General features: G+C 62.1%; 13 protein-coding genes, 2 tRNA genes and 2 pseudogenes. 6 read left to right on the top strand and 11 right to left on the bottom strand.

Annotated elements, in window-relative coordinates; genetic code table 11:
- Positions 1–21 precede the first annotated feature (21 nt).
- The 3 genes from hrpA to AC15MQ_RS10695 form a co-directional block, all read right to left on the bottom strand.
- Positions 22–3,954, bottom strand: coding sequence for an ATP-dependent RNA helicase HrpA (hrpA, locus tag AC15MQ_RS10705; protein ID WP_483080111.1), 3,933 nt, complete (start codon positions 3,952–3,954; stop codon positions 22–24).
- Between the two features lie 47 nt (positions 3,955–4,001).
- Positions 4,002–4,295: a DUF3579 domain-containing protein gene (locus AC15MQ_RS10700; RefSeq protein WP_287655371.1), complete on the bottom strand. Its 294-nt coding sequence runs from the start codon at positions 4,293–4,295 to the stop codon at positions 4,002–4,004.
- A gap of 100 nt (positions 4,296–4,395) precedes the next feature.
- Positions 4,396–4,470: transfer RNA gene (locus AC15MQ_RS10695), tRNA-Val, on the bottom strand.
- Positions 4,471–4,786: 316 nt separating this feature from the next.
- On the opposite strand from AC15MQ_RS10695, the pseudogene AC15MQ_RS10690 reads away from it, so the two are divergent.
- Positions 4,787–6,773, top strand: a pseudogene (locus tag AC15MQ_RS10690) (UvrD-helicase domain-containing protein).
- A gap of 97 nt (positions 6,774–6,870) precedes the next feature.
- Here the strand turns inward: AC15MQ_RS10690 and AC15MQ_RS10685 are convergent.
- Positions 6,871–7,317, bottom strand: coding sequence for a c-type cytochrome (locus tag AC15MQ_RS10685; protein ID WP_483080110.1), 447 nt, complete (start codon positions 7,315–7,317; stop codon positions 6,871–6,873).
- A 124-nt stretch (positions 7,318–7,441) separates the two neighbouring features.
- On the opposite strand from AC15MQ_RS10685, the gene AC15MQ_RS10680 reads away from it, so the two are divergent.
- The 3 genes from AC15MQ_RS10680 (at position 7,442) to AC15MQ_RS10670 (ending at position 10,251) form a co-directional block, all read left to right on the top strand.
- A tRNA-Arg gene (locus tag AC15MQ_RS10680) sits at positions 7,442–7,518 on the top strand.
- Between the two features lie 146 nt (positions 7,519–7,664).
- Positions 7,665–8,657, top strand: a complete 993-nt coding sequence (locus AC15MQ_RS10675; RefSeq protein WP_287669104.1) for a glycosyltransferase family 2 protein — start codon at positions 7,665–7,667, stop codon at positions 8,655–8,657.
- A 10-nt stretch (positions 8,658–8,667) separates the two neighbouring features.
- Complete coding sequence (locus AC15MQ_RS10670) at positions 8,668–10,251, top strand: ArnT family glycosyltransferase (RefSeq protein WP_483080109.1); 1,584 nt, start codon at positions 8,668–8,670, stop codon at positions 10,249–10,251.
- Here the strand turns inward: AC15MQ_RS10670 and AC15MQ_RS10665 are convergent.
- A complete protein-coding gene (locus tag AC15MQ_RS10665) occupies positions 10,208–10,606 on the bottom strand; it encodes a GtrA family protein (protein ID WP_483080108.1) in 399 nt (132 codons plus the stop codon). The two genes, AC15MQ_RS10670 and AC15MQ_RS10665, sit on opposite strands and share 44 nt — an antisense overlap.
- A gap of 82 nt (positions 10,607–10,688) precedes the next feature.
- Here AC15MQ_RS10665 and AC15MQ_RS10660 point away from each other — a divergent pair, with 82 nt between their 5' ends.
- The gene (locus AC15MQ_RS10660) at positions 10,689–11,486 is read left to right on the top strand and encodes a ChbG/HpnK family deacetylase (protein WP_483080107.1); all 798 of its coding nucleotides are present in this window, start codon (positions 10,689–10,691) and stop codon (positions 11,484–11,486) included.
- Between the two features lie 22 nt (positions 11,487–11,508).
- Here the strand turns inward: AC15MQ_RS10660 and AC15MQ_RS10655 are convergent, their stop codons facing one another.
- A complete protein-coding gene (locus AC15MQ_RS10655; RefSeq protein ID WP_483080106.1) occupies positions 11,509–12,264 on the bottom strand; it encodes a GNAT family N-acetyltransferase in 756 nt (251 codons plus the stop codon).
- Positions 12,261–13,466, bottom strand: coding sequence for an MFS transporter (locus AC15MQ_RS10650; protein ID WP_483080105.1), 1,206 nt, complete (start codon positions 13,464–13,466; stop codon positions 12,261–12,263). The genes AC15MQ_RS10655 and AC15MQ_RS10650 overlap by 4 nt, the downstream gene beginning before the upstream one ends.
- A 468-nt stretch (positions 13,467–13,934) precedes the next feature.
- Between AC15MQ_RS10650 and AC15MQ_RS10645 the strand changes: the two genes are divergently transcribed.
- Positions 13,935–14,171, top strand: a complete 237-nt coding sequence (locus tag AC15MQ_RS10645) for a hypothetical protein (protein WP_483080104.1) — start codon at positions 13,935–13,937, stop codon at positions 14,169–14,171.
- A 91-nt stretch (positions 14,172–14,262) separates the two neighbouring features.
- Here AC15MQ_RS10645 and AC15MQ_RS10640 read toward each other — a convergent pair.
- From AC15MQ_RS10640 to AC15MQ_RS10625, 4 genes and pseudogenes are all read right to left on the bottom strand, one after another.
- Positions 14,263–14,385: pseudogene (locus AC15MQ_RS10640) on the bottom strand (Tn3 family transposase); the annotation flags it as partial.
- Between the two features lie 172 nt (positions 14,386–14,557).
- A complete protein-coding gene (locus tag AC15MQ_RS10635; protein ID WP_483080103.1) occupies positions 14,558–14,761 on the bottom strand; it encodes a hypothetical protein in 204 nt (67 codons plus the stop codon).
- Between the two features lie 100 nt (positions 14,762–14,861).
- On the bottom strand, positions 14,862–15,569 hold the full coding sequence (locus tag AC15MQ_RS10630) for a vWA domain-containing protein (RefSeq protein WP_483080102.1): 708 nt from the start codon (positions 15,567–15,569) through the stop codon (positions 14,862–14,864).
- Between the two features lie 109 nt (positions 15,570–15,678).
- Positions 15,679–16,317 (bottom strand): hypothetical protein, encoded by a 639-nt coding sequence (locus tag AC15MQ_RS10625; RefSeq protein ID WP_483080101.1) that lies wholly within the window; start codon positions 16,315–16,317, stop codon positions 15,679–15,681.
- Between the last annotated feature and the right edge of the window lie 280 nt (positions 16,318–16,597).

Raw genomic sequence — 16,597 nt, 5'->3', positions numbered from 1 at the left:
CTGGCCCGCGTGGGTACAGGTTCACATGCCTTCCCACATCTTCTGCAAACGCTTGCTCGATACCGGCACCGGCGTGCGTAATTCCTGAGCGAACAACTGCACGCGCAACTCTTCGAGCAGCCAACGAAATTGTTCGAGTTGTGCGTCGCGCACTCCCTGTCGGGCAAGCACACTGGCGCGTCGCTGGTAATTGCCCCACAGCGGCGCCAGTTCGGCCAGCAGGCGGGCATCGCGCAAGGCACCCGCGCTACCTCCCGCCTTGAGCTTGTCCAGGCGCAGGATGATCGCCTTGAGATAACGCGGATAATGCTGCAGACGCTCGAACGGTGTTTCGATGATGAAACGCTTGCCGATCAACCGCCCCAATTGTCCTTCGACATCCTGTACGGTGGTACCGAAGGCCTTGAAGGCCGGGAGCTTCTTCTGCAGGGCCAGCCAATCGCTGAGGATCTGCCCGACCAGTCGACAGATTTCCTGCGCCAGCAGGCCAAGCCGTGGTCTTGCCTCGGCGCAACGCGCCTTGAAACCCGCCGCGTCGGTCGGCCAGGAATCGAGCAGACAGGCCCGCGCAACGGTCAGATCAAGCAACTGCCGACGCAGTTCGTCGAGCGTTCCGAGCGTCATGAACTGCATCGCCATCTGGGTGAGCCCCGGCAAGTTCTTTTCGAGGTATTTCAGCGGTTCGCGAAACTGCAGCATGAACAGCCGCAAGAGCCCCGCCCGGTGTGCCTGGCGCGCCTCCTCAGGGGAGTCGAAGACGGTCAAAGAGACGCTGTCGCCGTCGTCAACCAGCCCTGGGTGACCGAGCACGCGCTGACCGCCGCTCAGTCCGACCTCCATCAGTTCCGGCAAGGCACCAAAAGTCCAGTCCTGCATCCCGACATACTCGCCAGGGGTTTCGTGCAACTCGGAGAATTCCTGTTTCGCCTCGCGCCCCCACTCGGCGCGCAGTTCACTCAGGCTGCGGCTCATCGCCAGCTGGCGCCCATTCTCGTCCAGCAGGCGAAAATTGAACGCGAGGTGCGCTGGCAGAGCGTCCGGGCGAAACGCATCCGGCGTGATCTCCCAGCCACGCGCGTTCAGCCCGCGCGATTGCAGAATGAAGGCGATCAGCGCCATCACCAGCGGTTTGTCCGCCGGTTGCACCTGCGCGACAAATTCCGCGGCGAAATCGGGTACCGGTACCAGTTTGGCACGCAAGCGCTGCGGCAGCGTTTTCACCAGTTGCAGCACTTTTTCCTTGAGCAGCCCCGGCACCAGCCACTCGCAACGTGCGGCGGGGATCTGGTTCAGTTGTGCCAGCGGCACGGTCAGGGTCACGCCGTCGCGCGCGCTGCCGGGTTCGAAGTGGTAACCCAGTTCGTAATCGACACCAGCGAGCCGCAACTGATGCGGAAAGGCCTCGCTGGTGACGCCGGCGGCTTCGTGCCGCATCAGGTCTTCGCGCTGCAGGTAGAGCAGGCGCGGAGTTTCGCGTTCGCTCTCACGCCGCCACTTGTCGAAGCTCGCACCGCTGTAGATGCCCTCGGGAACAATCCCGTCGTAGAACGCAAAGATCAACTCGTCGTCAACCAGCACGTCCGGCCGGCGCGACTTGTGCTCCAGCGTTTCGATTTCCAGCATCAACTGCTGGTTGTGGGTATAGAAACCCCAGCGCCGTTCGAACTCGTCGCTGACTTCGCCGTCGACCAGCGCCTGGCGGATAAACAGTTCGCGTGCCGCCTGCGGGTCCAGCGGCCCGAAGTTTACCCGCCGGCGAGGATCGACGACGATACCGTACAAGGTCATCCGCTCGAAAGCGATCGCCTGCATCGCCTTCTTCTCCCAGTGCGGGTCGAACCAGCTCCGCTTGAGCAGGTGCGCGCCCACCCGCTCCAGCCATTCAGGCTCGATGCGCGCGACGCAGCGGGCGAACAGGCGTGTCGTTTCACTGATTTCAGCGGCGACGAGCCACTTGCCGGCCTTTTTCTGCAGTGCCGATCCCGGATGGATCAGAAACTTGATGCCGCGCGCACCCAGGTAATGCGCCGACTCTTCCGACTTGCAGCCGATGTTGCCGAGCAAGCCGGCGAGCAGTGCGCGATGAACCGCGTCGTAAGTCGCCGGCAACTGGTTCTCGTGCCACTGCTGCTCGACGACCAGCGCGTGCAACTGGCTGTGGATGTCCCGCCACTCGCGCATGCGCAGCGCGGAGAGGTAGTTCTCATGACAGGCCTCGACGAGTTTGCGTTGCGACTTGCGGTGCTCGAATTCGGCCTGATACCAGTCCCAGAGCCGCAGCCAGGAGAGAAATTCCGACTTCTCGTCGGCAAACTTCCGGTGTGCCGCGTCGGCCGTACCTTGCCGCTCCTGCGGCCGCTCGCGTGGGTCCTGTACCGAAAGCGCGGCGGCGATCACCAGCACCTCGCGCAGACACCCTTCGTCGCGCGCGGCGACGATCATCCTGCCCAAGCGCGGATCGAGCGGCATTTTCGCCAGTTCCTGGCCGATCGCGGTCAACGCATGCTCGGCGCTGACCGCGCCGAGTTCGAGCAGCAACTGGTAACCGTCGCTGACCGCCTTGCGCGGTGGCGCGTCGAGAAACGGAAAGTCCTCGATGTCGCCGAGGCGCAGGGCCTTCATGCGCAGGATCACCCCGGCCAGCGAGGCGCGCATGATTTCCGGATCGGCGTAGGCCGGTCGCAGCGCGAAATCCTGCTCGCCGTAGAGGCGGATGCAGACGCCCGCGGCCACCCGGCCGCAGCGCCCTGCCCGCTGGTTGGCCGAAGCCTGGGCGATCCTCTCGATCTGTAGTTGCTCGACCTTGTTGCGGTACGAATAACGCTTGACGCGTGCCAGGCCCGAATCGACGACGTAGCGGATGCCGGGCACGGTCAGCGAGGTTTCGGCGACGTTGGTCGCCAGAACGATCCGGCTGCCGACATGCGGTTTGAAAATCCGCCCCTGTTCCTCGGCCGAGAGCCGGGCAAACAGGGGCAGGATCTCGGTGTGCGGTGGGTGGTGCTTGCGCAGCGCCTCGGCCGCCTCGCGAATCTCGCGTTCACCCGGCAGAAAGACCAGGACATCGCCCGGCCCGACACGATGCAACTCGTCGCAGGCTTCGGCGATCGCGTCATAAAGGTCGCGTTCGTCGTCCGGGGCGGTTTCCTCCTTCTCGGTCTGCAGCGGACGATAACGCACTTCAACCGGATACAGCCGGCCCGACACCTCGATCACCGGCGCGCCGTCAAAGTGCTGCGAAAAGCGTTCGGCGTCGATCGTCGCCGAGGTGATGATCAGTTTCAGGTCACGCCGCTTTGGCAGCAACTGTTTGAGGAAGCCGAGCAGGAAGTCGATGTTCAGGCTACGCTCGTGCGCCTCGTCGATGATCAGCGTGTCGTACTGCTCCAGCCAGGGGTCGCCCTGCGTTTCGGCGAGCAGAATGCCGTCGGTCATCAGCTTGATGAAGGCGTCTGGCGAAGTCCGGTCGCTGAAGCGAATCTTGTATCCGACCAGACGTCCAAACTCGCTCCGCAACTCCTGCGCGATGCGTGCAGCAGTGGCACGTGCGGCGATGCGTCGAGGCTGCGTGTGGCCGATCAGACCCGTCGTGCCGCGCCCGATTTCGAGACAAATCTTCGGGATCTGCGTGGTTTTTCCCGAACCCGTTTCACCGCAGACGATCACCACCTGGTAGCTGTCGATCAGCGCCGCAATTTCCTCGCGGCGCAAGTTGACCGGCAGGTCGTCGGCAAACTCCGGTGTCGGCAAGCGCACGCGGCGCGCGGCGACGGCGGCACGCGACTGTCCCAGCAGGCGGTCGTGCTCGGCCGACAGCGCCTCACGTTTGCCGCCAAAAAGGTGCCTGAGATCGCGCGCCAGGGAGCGCAGTCGACGCTGGTCGACGGCCAGACAATCGGCGAAGAGGTTGCTGGAGGCGTGCGGGGGAAACGATCTGGGAGACCTGGCCGTCATCGTCGGATACAACCGGCGCTCACGAGCGCGCCACTCGCCACAGACGCCTACGAGCGGGTCGCAGCGACGTCCTGAATCAGTTGCAGATCGTTGTCCTGTGCAAAGTGAAGGACAAAACGATAAGCCATCGGCTCAACTTCGTACAACCGACCGTCCACGTAAACCGCCTTCTCACCTTTGTAGTTCCGCGGGCCGACATAAGGGGAATAGCGCATTTTCTTCTCGGCCCCAAAAGCCGACAGAACACCACAGAGTCTCTCCGCCCAGTCGCTTGGCCGAAACTTCTTGCCCGCGATGGTTAGACCGACGATGATGAAAGAGGAGTGCGGCGTAGTGGTCATATCTCGGTGGTAGGGTAGCGAGCTGAACCGCGAATTACTCTCTTGGATTGTCGTTGAACGCCTGCCAGGACGGTCGACAGCCCTGTTTCAACAGGTGTGATGGTGGGCGATAGTGGGTTCGAACCACTGACTTCCACCGTGTGAAGGTGGCACTCTACCACTGAGTTAATCGCCCAAGTTCCTGTATTGTGGATGCCCCTGACAGCCAAGACACGACCGGCAACCGGCCAGACGCAGCAACGGGCACTCCTGCACAATCCATGCTGCTTAGGTCCAGTGCCACCGTCAAACTGAAAGCGCTGCACCGTATCTCCACCGTAAGCCACAGGAGCTGCGATTACATCACAAGTCGCTAGTCCGGTCAATCCAGGCGATCAACCCGAGCACACCGCGACCGCAAGTGTCGGTGCTCTCTCCCCGGCAGATTCCGGCTGTCTGGCACCGGCTTGGTGGCGTGCTAGAATCGCGCCCCGTTCCAGCCCTTGTCCACGATGTCTGTTCTGAACCCTCCGCAACGCGAAGCGATCCGCTACCTCGACGGCCCGCTGCTGGTATTGGCCGGCGCCGGCTCGGGCAAGACGCGCGTCATTACCGAGAAAATCGTGTACCTGATCGAGTCCTGCGGCTTCAGCCCGAGCAACATTGCCGCCATCACGTTTACCAACAAGGCGGCGCGCGAGATGCAGACGCGTGTGCACCGGCTGCTCACCGGCAAGCCCTCGCGCAACCTCACGATATCGACCTTTCACGCGCTCGGTGTGCGCATCCTCCGCGAGGACGCCGGCACGCTGGGCTACAAACCGACCTTCTCGATTCTTGATTCCAGCGACTGCCTTGGCATCGTCTCGGAACTTGCCGGCAGCACCGACAAGGCCACCATAAGAAAACTGCAGGCACTGATCTCAAACTGGAAAAGCACCCTGATCTCGCCGGACGAAGCACGGAAAAACGCCCGGGACGAAACCGAAACACTCGCGGCAAACGCGTTCGCGAGTTATTCGGCCACCCTGCAGGCTTATCAGGCGGTCGACTTCGATGATCTGATCGCGCTTGCCCGTGGCGCTTTTCGAAAGCCAGCCGGGCGTGCGCGACAAATGGCAAAATCGCCTGCGTTATCTGCTGGTCGATGAGTACCAGGACACCAACGCCAGCCAGTACAAACTGCTCAAGCTCCTGGCCGGACCGCGCGCCGCATTCACCGCCGTTGGCGACGACGATCAGGCGATCTATGGCTGGCGGGGCGCCGACATCGCCAACCTGCGGGGACTGCCGCGCGACTATCCGAACCTCAGGTTGATCAAGCTCGAACAGAACTATCGCTCGACCGTACGCATCCTCAAGGCGGCCAACGCCTTGATCTCGCACAACGAAAAACTGTTCGACAAGAAGCTGTGGTCGGACCTGGGACACGGCGACCAGATCACCGTAAATGCCTGCCCGGACAAGGAAAAGGAAGCGGAATCGGTCGTCATGAAACTGCAGGCACATCGCTTCGAACATCAGGGAGCGTTCCGGGATTACGCGATTCTCTATCGCGGCAACTTCCAGGCGCGGGCCGTCGAACAGTTCCTGCGCAACCAGCGTATCCCCTATCTCTTGTCCGGCGGGCAGTCCTTCTTCGAAAAGGCGGAAATCAGGGACCTCACGGCCTACCTGCGTCTGCTGGCCAACAGCGACGACGACCCAGCCTTCCTGCGCGCCGCCAGCACCCCCAAGCGGGGTATCGGTACCGGCACGCTGCAGGCACTCGGCAGCTACGCCGGCGAGCGCCGGACTTCGCTCTTCGCTGCGGCCTTCGAACACGGTCTTGCACAGCGTCTGCAAGCGCGCCAACTGACACCACTGCTCGAGTTCTGCAACTTCATCAACCGCCTGCAACTGCGTGCCCAGCAGGAACCTGCCGCCCAGGTGCTTCCCGACCTGCTGACCGCGATTGCTTACGAGGCGTGGCTATACGACCAGGATGAGGCGCGCGCCGCCGGGGTCAAGTGGGGCAACGTCAAGGAGTTCTGCGACTGGCTGAGCAGGAAGGGCGAGGAGGAGCAGAAAACGCTGATTGACCTCACCCAGAGTATCGCGCTGATCAGCATGCTCGACAGACAGGATGCCGAGGTCGACGCGGTCCAGCTGTCGACACTGCACGCCGCGAAGGGTCTGGAGTTCAAGCACGTCTTCCTGATCGGCGTCGAGGAAGGCATTCTGCCTCACCGCGAAGCACAGTCGGCAGAGCGCATCGAGGAAGAACGGCGCCTGATGTACGTCGGCATCACACGCGCACAACGCTCGCTGCACCTGAGTTATTCCGAAAAGCACCAGCAGGGTCGAGAACTGATCCCCTGTCAGGCCTCACGCTTCATCGCCGAGATGGGTAGCGAAGACCTGCGCTTCATCGGAGGCAAGGCGGCGGCCGCGCCGGACAAAGCCGCCAACGCGCAACGCTTTTCAGCGCTGAAAGCCATCCTTGGCAAGGTGCAATGAAGGCGGCGCTGCATGCGGCCGCTTCGGGCAATCCGCCGGCGAAAGACAAAAGAGGCCGAAAAGGCCTCCTTGTCCTGTCCTGGCTTCGCGTACGGCGCTACTTCGACAGACCCACCAGATGCTCCACCGCCGCCTTGACCTCGGCATCGCTCAAGTCGGGGTTCCCCCCCTTGGGCGGCATCGCGTTCTTGCCGTTGATTGCACTCTTGATCAGCGCAGCGCTGCCTGTCGCAATACGCGGCGCCCAGGCCGCCTTGTCGCCCGCCTTCGGTGCACCGGCGGCACCGCTGGCATGGCAGGCCATGCACACCGCGTTGTACACAGTGGCGCCGTCGCGCGGCTTGCCGTCAGTCTTGGCCGCCGCTGCCTTGGCCAACTCCACTTTCGCCACCGGCTGAATGCGTGCTTCCGCATCGTCATTACCGGCCGTCTTGGCGCCCCCTTTGCCAATCATCGACAACGGCCAGATGACCACGATCAGGATGACTGCGATGACGATGGTGATCATCAGGATCGACCTCGAAGAGTGTTGTGACTGAGCCATGCCAAATCCTTGGTAGTCTGCGGTTAAGATGCGCGATTGTACCGCCGTTTCGCGCCGCCAAAAAGCCCCGGGCGGAGCCAGGGTGGACTCACTGGAGCAAACCGGTTAAGCTCTCTCCCTGCACGCGCCCGTAGCTCAGTTGGATAGAGTACTGCCCTCCGAAGGCAGGGGTCGGACGTTCGAATCGTCTCGGGCGTGCCATCAAGCTGAGCACACGAACCATCTGCGGATGGCTTTTTCTTTGGTACGGACCCCACACGCAATGCCCCTCCCGGTCGGGCGCCTGGATCAAGCGCAGAGCGCCGCCTTCGCACGCCAGGGCGCCATCCGCACGAAGCCCGTCGTTCATGGATCCTGATCTGCCGGATTCGACGATGCCGGGACCGCGCACCGGGTTGCCGTGTCTGAGTTGCGTCGTGCCGGCACTGAACGAACATGACAACCTGGCCCTGCTCCTGCCAGCACTGGCCGAAATGCTGACGCAAATCAGTTCGGTGTGGGAGGTTATTGTTGTCGATGATGGCAGCAGCGACCGCACTCCGGAGTTGATGAACGTCTTCGCCGGGATCAGCGGCTTCCACTATCTGCAGTTGTCGCGCAACTTCGGCAAGGAGGCGGCACTCAGTGCCGGGCTGGCGACGGCAAGCGGCGATGTCGTGGTCTGCCTTGATGCCGACCTGCAACATCCCCTCGCCCTGATTCCGGAGATGCTCGAGCGCTGGAAGGCGGGCGTCGATACCGTCTATGCGGTCAGGAAGAATCGCGGCGATGAATCCTGGCTCAAGCGTGTCGGGGCCGCGATTTTCTACGGGATTCTCGGACAGGGTCAGAGAGTCCGCATTCCCCCGGATGCCGGTGACTTTCGCCTGATGGACAGGCAAGTCGTCGACGCTCTGCTGCAATTGCCTGAACGCACCCGCTTCATGAAGGGCCTGTACGCCTGGGTAGGCTTCAAGGCCGAACCGATCCTCTACATTCCCGCCGAACGCCTGCATGGGCGGACCCATTTCAACCTCTTTCAACTGATCCACTTCGCGGTCGATGGCATCACTTCGTTCTCGACCTGGCCGCTGCGCGCTTTCAATCTTGTCGGCAGCCTGGTGGCGTTGCTCGCCTTTGGCTATGGCATCTACCTGGTCATCGATTATTTCCTGAACGGGCATGATGTTTCCGGCTGGACGACCATCGTCACCGGAATGTTCTTCTTTTCCGGAATCAACCTGATGGCACTGGGTACGATTGGTGCCTACATCGCGCGCATTTTCGACGAGGTCAAACAACGTCCGTTATACGTGGTCAAGCAGAACACGCGGCTGAAGTTGCCTGACGGCAAGTCTTGAGAAAGCGTTTGTGAGCACGCCCGGAGCACGCCTGTTTGCGCGGTTGGTCGACACCCGGTCGGCGCTGCTGGTCATCGTCGCGACCGCCGTGTGGCTGGCGGCGACGGCCGGAGTCCGCCCGCTGATGCTCCCCGACGAGGGGCGTTATGTCGGGATCGCGTGGGAAATGCTGACTTCCGGCGACTGGCTGGTTCCCCGACTCGACGGCCTGCCGTTTTTCCACAAACCACCGCTGTTCTATTGGTTGACCAGCCTGAGCCTGGGTCTTTTCGGCAGTCATCAACTGGCGGCGAGAGTGGCATCGCTGCTCGCCGCCACACTTGCCGCCGGCGGCATGTACCTGTTCGCCCGCCGCTACCGTGGCAGCCAGGTCGCCACGATCGCCGTCGTGGTCCTGCTGACGCAACCCATTTTCTACGCTGCAGCGCAGTTTGCCAATCTCGACATGCTGGTTGCCGGCCTGATTTCGCTGGCCATCCTGTCGGGTGCCGACGCCTTGCTGCGTCTGGAAAAAGGCAACCCCTACCACGCCGCCCTGGCCCGGACCTATGGTTTCACCGCGCTCGGCATCCTCGCCAAGGGGCTGATCGGCATCGTACTGCCTGCCGGCGTGCTGTTGCTCTGGCTGCTCTGGCGCCGGTCATGGCGCTTCCTGCCGGCAATGCTCTGGCCTTACGGGTGCCTGCTCCTGCTACTGATCGCGCTACCCTGGTTTTTCTGGATGCAACATCTGTATCCCGGATTCTTCGATTATTTCGTCGTCTATCATCATTTCCAGCGCTTCTCGGAAACGGGATTCAACAACCAGGTGGCTTTCTGGTTCTATATTCCAGTCATTCTTCTCTGCGCCCTGCCCTGGTCACCCTGGTTCGCGCGGGTGTTCATCAAGCCCTGCTGGACCGACATGGACGCCAGCGGCCTGCGCAGCCTGATGGCCATCTGGCTAGGGGTGATCGTCGTCTTCTTCTCTCTGCCCAGTTCAAAACTGGTGGGCTATATCCTGCCGGCGATTCCGCCGTTTGCCTACCTGATTGCCGAATCGTTGTCGATCTGGCTCGATCGGAACCGGGTACAAGCCCAACGCTGGTATGCCGGTACGTTGGCTGTGGCCGTTGTGGCCTGTCCTGCGCTGGTGGTCGGCGTCGCCCTGGCCGACAAGGTCTCGGCAAAGCCTCTCGCCGCCACCGCTGCCATTATCTTCCAGCCACAGGACCAACTGCTGATGGTCGACGAATACCAGTACGACCTGCCGTTTTACCTGCAGTCACGCCAGCCCGCCTGGGTGGTCAGCGACTGGAACAATCCGGAAATCCCCCGGCGCGACAATTGGCGCAAGGAACTCGCCGACGCCGGAAAATTCGAGAACGCCAGCCGGCAGGCGGTACTACTGAGCAGCGCACAGCTCGGCGAGCAACTCTGCCGTCCGGACGCGCGCGTGCTGTGGATATGGGGCCGCGCACAGGCCACCGCATTCCTGCCGTGGCTGAACGAGCAGCCGCCTTTCGGGACCAGCGGAAAACACGTGTTGTGGCGCCTGACGCCGGAAACGCTCAGCAGGCTTCCGCTCTGCTCCGGAAAGCCCAGAAACGGCTGAACACGAAGGTCAATACGGCAATGGCCACCAGAATGCCGCCCAACAGCAAATCGTAGGGGATGTCGGTGAGAGTCAACAGGCAGGCGTAGGACACTTCGTTGATCATGAAGCCGGCCGCTGAAACCAGAAAGAAACGCCGGCAGGCCACGGCCAGGGATTGGCGCTGCTGACGAAAAGTCAGAAGATAGTGACCGCTGAAAGACACCAGGAAGGCGACCAGCCACCCGCAGACATTTGCCGCCAGCGGCGGCAAATGCCAGACCGCGACGCACGCGACGGCAATCAGCCAGTGTGTCGCGGCTGCGGCACAACCGACGAAGACAAACCAACCGAGCTGCCGGATCATTCCTGCCATGCAAAAGACCTGTAATAAGGCGTCTACGCGATCCCCGAATCAAGCCCGGAAAGGGATCGTCATCTGCGCCGATGATTTCGGGATGAGCGCCGGCATCGACGCGGGCATCCTCCAGTTGGCCAGTGCCGGCCGCCTCAGCGCCGTCAGTTGCCTGACCCAGGGAGCGACATGGAAACACCAGACACGGTCGTTGGCGGCGCTGCCGGTGGACATCGGATTGCACCTCAATTTTACGGAGTCCTTCGCGAGCGGGCAGTTTTTCCTGCCGCTACCGCGCCTGATTGCCGCCTGCTACGGGCGACGCCTGCCTGCCGCAGCGATCGCCGCGGAGATCAACGCCCAGCTTGATGCCTTCGAGGCCGGCTTTGGACGCCCGCCGGATTACATTGATGGCCACCAACACGTTCACCAATTGCCGATGCTGCGCGAAAGCCTGCTGCAGATCATGGCCCTGCGCTACCCCGGGCAAGGCCTCTGGCTACGCTCGACAAAGCCGCCATGGCGTGGGAACCCGTATCCGCTGAAGGCCGCCATCATCTCGATGCTCGGAGCACGGAGAATGCGCCGTCTGGCCAGCGCACAAGGGTTGCCGATGAACAGTCGCCTGTTGGGCGTCTATGACTTTTCCGCAAGCCGCGAGAAATACGCGGACCTGCTCAGGACCTGGCTGGCCATCGCCGCTGAGGGCGACCTGCTGATGTGCCACCCGGCGGTTTTCGCCGAACCCGAAGACTGCATCGGACCGCAACGCGAAAGGGAATTCTCGGTGCTATCCGATGGCCGCTTCCCCAACTGGCTGGAACAGCAGGGCTTGACCCTGTCGCGGCTGTCGCAGGAGACCGCCTGCCCGACAGGCACGTCCGGGCGGCATCCGGGGTGAGGAGCGGTCACCACTCTCCTCCTCAGATCGTTCTCGCACGCGGGCAGAGGCCAGCTTCAGCGGCGAGCGCCGCCCGCGTCAGCGACGAGAGCGCGACGCGCTGCTCTCCGCCGGCGTCGAAATTGGCCGGGTCAAGCCAGCGCGAGAAAGCGGCGTCAAGGGCCGGCCATTCGCGGTCGATCGTAGCGTACCAGGCGGTATCCCGATTGCGGCCCTTGACCACCGTCGCTTGTCGGAAGATGCCTTCAAACGCTAGGCCAAGGCGCTGCGCCGCCGCCCGCGAAGGCGCATTGAGGGCATCGCATTTCCACTCGCAGCGTCGGTAACCCAGTTCAAAAGCGTGTTTGAACAATAGATACAGGGCTTCGGTGGCTGTCGGCGTGCGCTGCAGAAGCGGCGAGAAATGGATATGCCCCAGCTCGATCGAGCCACTTTCCGGAGCAATCCGCAAGTAGCTGGCCATCCCGAGGGCACGCCCGGACGCCCGCTCGATGACCGCATAAAAGAGCGGATCGCGATCGCCGCAGCGCGTTGCCATCCATGACTGGAAAGTGTCGATGTCGGCGAATGGACCATACGGCAGGTAGGTCCAGTTGTGCCCTGCGGTGTCGACCGCGTACGCCGCGTAGAGACTCGCGGCATGGCACTCGGCAACGAGCGGTTCGAGTCGAGAAAAGCGCCCCTCCAGCAGCAGCCCCGCTGGCAGTGGCGGCACCCGCCAACCGGGCAGCGGCTCCCCGACGGGTTGCTCGTCAGCGCTGCCGGAGCGCAGGCTCATGCCGCTGCCGGCAGCGCCGCCTCCCTGATCGGCAGATTCAGCAGCGCCGCTGCCGCCGCCAGCGCGATGTCGGCGTACCACATCCAGGCGTAGTCGCCGAACTGCGTCAGCGCGATGCCGCCCAGGTAGGCTCCGAGGAAGCCGCCGATCTGGTGCGAGAGCAGTGACATGCCGAACAAGGTGCCGAGATAGCGCACGCCGAAGAGTTTGCCGACGATCGCCGCGGTCGGCGGCACGGTCGCCAGCCAGGTGAATCCGAGGCCGGCCGCGAAAACGTAGAAGGTCAGTTCGGTCTTCGGTGCGAGCAGATACAGACCGACCATCAGCGCGCGTGACCCGTACATCCAGAACAGGACATACTTGCTGCGATAGCGCGAGACGCAGGAACCCGCATAGAGGCTGCCGGCGATGTTGAACAGCCCGATTATCGCCAACGCCCAACTGGCCACTGTCGTCGGCAGACCACAAAGGTCCACCTCGCCCGGCAGATGCGTCACCAGAAAGGCGATGTGAAAACCACAGGTGAAGAAGCCGAGATTCAGGAGCAGATAGCTCCCGTCCGCCATCGCGTCCTGCACGCTCTGCCACAGGCCCGTTTCACCAGCAGAAGGCGCAGGTGGATTTTCGACCGGCTTCGAGACCACCCGCACCAGGGGCAAGGCCGCCAGGGTCATCAACGCCAGCGACCACATCGCCCCCATCCAGCCGAGCACCTGAATCAGCGCCTGCAGGATCGGCGCGAAGACGAACTGGCCGAACGAGCCACCGGCGTTGATCACCCCCGAGGCGGCGCCGCGGGCGGTGATCGGCAGGCGTTGGCTGGAAGCCCCGATCAGAACCGAAAAGCTCCCTGCCCCCGAACCGATCGCCGAAAGCAGGCCGAGCGAGACGATCAGTCCCCAGGTGCTGCTCATGAACGGCGTCAGCGCACTACCGAGGGCCAGCATCAAGAGCCCGCCCAGCAGCACCCGCGCCGGTCCGAAGCGATCAGCGGCAGCCCCGGCGAGAGGCTGAATGGCGCCCCAGGTGAATTGCCCGATGGCCATCGCCAGGCTGATCGACGCCACGCCAAGACCGGTGGCCGTATTCAGCGGCGAAAGAAAGAGCCCGAGCGATTGCCGCGCCCCCATGGTGACCATCAGGATACCGGCCGCCGCCAGGGTGATCGCCCACAGCGACGGTTGATTGAGCGTTCGAAACATGGCGGCGACCTTGGTCAACAATGCAGGAGGACGCATTGTAGAACGAGTCGCACCGGACCACCGTCAGTCGACGACCGATGTGATCAGGTATCGCCCAGGACACACCACACCGCGCCGTCATGTTCCTCTAGGATATCCGCGCCAGATTCCGGGACATCCAACGGAACCCGCTGATCACCAGCTCCGTTCCGACATAGGCGACGAGGCGCGCAATGAACGGTGTTGCTCCGGCGCGAAATTCATCAGATACATTTTCTTGATACCTTCGAGCAGATGGAGACTAGCGGGTGCGTCTTGACTGGCAAGTTGTTCTCCATCTACGAGCCGCGACTTGATGTCAGCAAGTGGCATTACGTGAGGACGACTTTGCCGCAGACCTCTCGCCGGTGTTGCGTGGCGAGTTCCCGATGAGTATAAGCGCCCGGATCTCTTCTCCGCCACACCTGCACCAAGGACATCAGGAACGTCTTGAAGCAGCTTGAGATGCGGCTCTCTGACCCGCCCGACCAGATTGAAGCCATCTTTCGTCTCGACACTCCGTTTGGCAGCAGCGGGTCGCAAGCGCTGATTGCGTTCGAGCACGGCACACGCGGCCTGTCCGGCGTGGCCAACGCCTACCAGTTTCTCGACGCCTCCTTGCGGCGCCGGTACGCGTTGCCGCCTTTGATGGCTAAAATGCCGATCCGGTCAATGGGCACCGAATAAGCGACACACTGCCGTCTATTCGACTTGAGGAAACTTGGCTTATGCGCTTGCGTGGTGAGACCGGAGCATCGCGCATTGGCATCACCACAGCCGCTATGGGCTGCGCCAGCCGGGTTGGCCGGTTACCCTCCTGGAGGGTGCGCATTATGGTGGTGGCCGGTACGCGGCCGAGCTTTAGGGAACCGGTCAGGCGCAGCATGTGATCCCAATGCGGTATGAATTTCTGCAAAATTACTTACTTCGGCCCCTGTAGAAAAGGCAAGCGCCACGGGCCATGCCTGACCTCAGACATGGCCCGTGGCGCAGCTTGATTTGTCCTGCTCAAGAGTCAATGCCCTCGGCCGCTGATTTTCTTGGTTCGTTCGCCCGGATGACGGCTTTTTTGGTCAGCGCGGAGGACGCCAACGGTCTTCCCAACTTTCATCCCAGTGAGGATGTTTCTTGAGAATGGCCGTGATCTGGTCTTGCGCGTTGCCGATCGTTTTCAGCGCAAAGGCTTTGTCTTCCGGCTCCGGATAGCTCCTGTGCTTGTTGATATGCTCGCGGATTGCTGCGCGCTGGCCTTCGAGCTTTTTGTCGTCGTTGGACATGGAAATCTCCTGGTTCAAGGTCATCATAAAAGGACACCGGCCCGCAGGAAGCGGGCCGGTGACAGAAGCACCGCCTTCGGAATGAGGGCGGAACGGGGGGTTACACGGCGCTTGCGACCGACGCCAGTGCTGCGCAGGCATTGGTGCCAGCACGTTGAGTGACGCGTAGGGTGTGTCCGACCTTGGCCAGGAAAGCCAGGAGCTGAGGGCCGGTCATGCACTTGCCATGGTGCTGGTGACTGGTTGCGAGCCTGCGGAGTAATATGTCGTCCGCATCGCCTCCAAAGGCGCAGGTCACGATGATGCACCCGCGTTGTTTCAGTGCCTCGGCTTCGCGCTCGGCTTGGGCTATATCTTCGGTACAGCCGTCGCTCAGCAGAAATAGGACGGACGCGAGGAGTTCGCTATCGGGAGGTGCGACAAATCCGTCGAGAAGCTCTCGGACCTTGGCCAGCCCTTGGCCGATATTGGTGCCATAGCCACTCGGCTGGATCGGGTTAAGCGCTGCCAACGTTGTCGGGGAAGCAAAGTTGCTAACCACCCAGGCTCCTTCGTTGAATGCGACGACCCCGTGCAGAAATCCATCCCGGTTTTGAGGATCGCACAGCAACTGATTGAACTCGGCGAATGCCCGATTAGCCTCTTCAGTTTTGTGTTCGGCACCCATCGACGGCGATACGTCGACGACCGAAACAACGCTTTGGATGGCGCGGATTTTGAAGCTCTTGAACGGGGGCGGAGCGGCCAGCAACGTATGGCCGAAAATGCCCTGAGAGCCCCCACGCGTGGACGGATTTTTCTGGTTCATTTTGAGACTCCTTATGAGTGATTGCGGCACTGCCCCCGCCGCAGGGGTGTTGCGGATGCAAATTGAACTGGCAGAAACGGGGTGGGGTTCAGGCCCCACTCCGCCTGGCTTAGATGGAAGGGACGGTGTCGCCACGTACGGTGGTGGCGCCCGGCCCGATCGAGCTCTTGATCGTGGCCGTCAGACGCTCAGCCAGCTTGTTGGCTTCACGGGTGCCGGGATTGGCATCGAGCTCGAAAAAAAAGCCGTACTGGCCGGCCCCCTGAGACATCTCTTTCATGTTTGATCCCGGTGTCCCGACGACGAAGAGATAAATTCTCCGTTTCGCCAGAGCGGCGCCGAGATCGCGCAAAGACCGTCCCGACTTAAGCAGCTTGGTACTGGATGTCTCGAAAACGATCATCGCCTTGCTCACCTCGCTGCCCCCGCCGAAAGGATAGTACTGCTCGGCTCTTTCGACGCTCCAGGCGAATGTTTCGTCCGGGTCGCCACCACCTTCGCGAGTGGCTGCTTTCTGTTCGCGCAAAAGTTCGGTGCCTGTGCCTTCTTCGAGGCGGGGTTCATCCTCCTCGCCCACATCCTGGTCGCGCATTCCGAGGTAGCCCCAGGTGACCTTGGCCAGGCTCGCCTCAAGCGCCGAAACCATGTTTTCGGTCACTTGCTCGATCGCAACACCCCAGGTCTGGGATGAACCGCTGAGGTCATCGAAGACGAGGATGGAAGCGGCGATAGGTTTCTTGCCGCCCATCGTCTGCCGCATCGGCGGCGGACTATTGAATGCAGGGGCGTCCATCGCCTGAACCAGCACTTTTTTGTCAAACAGCTTCCCGAATTTCTTCAAAACAGACGTGATCATGGTGACCTCCTGGAGGTTGTTAATTTAGGGGCGGACAGCGCCTACAAGTGAATGCCGGCACCGACGAAGTTTTCGGGTACCGGCGCGCAATGCGCGACATCAAAACCGGGTTGGGGATCGGCGGCACAGACCGCCTAAGAGTGAATGCCGACGCCGCACGATATTTCTGGTG

The organism is Candidatus Accumulibacter propinquus (assembly GCF_056856495.1).
Note: the sequence above shows the minus strand (reverse complement) of the source record. Positions and strands in the feature narration are given on the sequence as shown.